Annotated in this window: 3 protein-coding genes; all 3 read right to left on the reverse strand. The window is 68.9% G+C overall.

The annotated features are described in order from the left end of the window. On the reverse strand, window positions 1-228 hold a 228-nt coding region (locus KF910_RS14265; RefSeq protein WP_292264091.1), incomplete at its 3' end, for a 2Fe-2S iron-sulfur cluster-binding protein. Continuing rightward, on the reverse strand, window positions 228-602 hold the full coding sequence (locus tag KF910_RS14270) for a hypothetical protein (protein WP_292264093.1): 375 nt from the start codon (window positions 600-602) through the stop codon (window positions 228-230). The genes KF910_RS14270 and KF910_RS14265, both read right to left, overlap by 1 nt. 4 nt (window positions 603-606) lie before the next feature. Continuing rightward, window positions 607-1,651, reverse strand: a 1,045-nt coding sequence (gene nuoF / locus KF910_RS14275; RefSeq protein WP_292264095.1) for an NADH-quinone oxidoreductase subunit NuoF, incomplete at its 5' end; no start/stop codon positions are given.

Below are 1,651 nucleotides of genomic sequence, written 5' to 3' on the forward strand. Positions count from 1 at the left end.
GTCGGTGAAGATCTCCTGCCCCTCGGCGGCCGGCAGGGCGCACGACGCCTGGGGCTTGGGCGGCCCCGGCTTCACCTCGACCAGGCACATGCGGCAGTTGCCGGCGATGGACAGCCGCTCGTGATAGCAGAAGCGCGGAATCTCGTGCCCGGCGCGCTCGGCGACCTGCAGCACGGTCATGCCGGGCTCGAACTCGGTTTCGACGCCGTTGACCTTGGCGATAGGCATCAGCGGGCCTCTTGTGCGACGGCGGGCGCGGCCGCCGAAGTCGGAAGGGTTACGGTCTGGGTCTGGTCGTCACGCGACAGCACGACCTCAGCCCCGCGAACGGCGCAGGCGAAGCTGAGGCGGCCGCCATCGACCGGCGCGGCCCATGACACCTGGCCCGTCGCAGGATCATAGGCCACGGCTTGGCCGTCCTGTCCGTACTGGATCAGCACGGCCCGGCGGCAGGCCTCCTCCGCCGAGGCCGGGGCCGCCACGAGCGGCGCCGGCGCGGCGTCGGCCACGGGCGCCAGCGCGGCGGGCGCAGACGTCTCTTCGCGCTGCCCGCAGGCGGACAGTGCGATCACACCGACAGCGATGAGGGGAAGCGCGCGCATCGCCCTACTCCGCCGCCACCGCATGGCCGACGAAGTTCGCGCGGCGGGTGCGGTATTGCTGGATACGGTCCTCGATCTCGTGGCGGAAGTGGCGGATCAGCCCCTGGACCGGCCAGGCGGCCGCGTCGCCCAGGGCGCAGATGGTGTGGCCTTCCACCTGACCGGCGACGTCCAGCAGCAGGTCGATCTCGGACGGGTCCGCCTCGCCCACCGCCATCCGTTCCAGCACCCGCCACATCCAGCCGGTGCCCTCGCGGCACGGGGTGCACTGGCCACAGCTCTCATGCTTGTAGAAATAGCTGATGCGGGCGATGGCCTTCACCAGGTCGGTGGACTGGTCCATGACGATCACCGCCGCCGTGCCCAGGCCCGAACGCATTTCACGCAAGCTGTCGAAATCCATCAGCGCGGTCTCGGACATCTCGCGCGTGATCAGGGGCACCGAGACCCCGCCCGGAATGACCGCCTTCAGGTTCGACCAGCCACCGCGCACACCGCCGCAATGCTCTTCCAGCAGCTGGCGCAGCGGGATCGACATCGCCTCTTCGACATTGCACGGCCGGTTCACATGGCCGCTGATCGACATCAGCTTGGTGCCGGTGTTGTTCGGGCGGCCGAAGCCGGCGAACCAGTCGGCCCCGCGCCGCAGGATGGTCCCCACGACGGCGATGGATTCGACGTTGTTCACCGTGGTCGGGCAGCCATAGAGGCCCGCGCCCGCCGGGAACGGCGGCTTCAGGCGCGGCTGGCCCTTCTTGCCCTCCAGGCTTTCCAGCAGGGCCGTTTCCTCGCCGCAGATATAGGCCCCGGCGCCGTGGTGGATATAGACGTCGAAGTCCCAGCCGTGGACGTTGTTCTTGCCGATCAACTTGGCCTCATAGGCCTGCTTGACCGCCGCCTCCATGCGCTCGCGTTCCAGCACATATTCGCCGCGCAGATAGATGTAGCAGGCGTGGGCCTGCATGGCGAAGCTGGCGATCAGGCAACCTTCGATCAGCAGGTGCGGATCATGGCGCATGATCTCGCGGTCCTTGCAGGTGCCCGGCTCG

The sequence above is a fragment of the Brevundimonas sp. genome (genome assembly GCF_019636155.1).
GTDB lineage: Bacteria > Pseudomonadota > Alphaproteobacteria > Caulobacterales > Caulobacteraceae > Brevundimonas.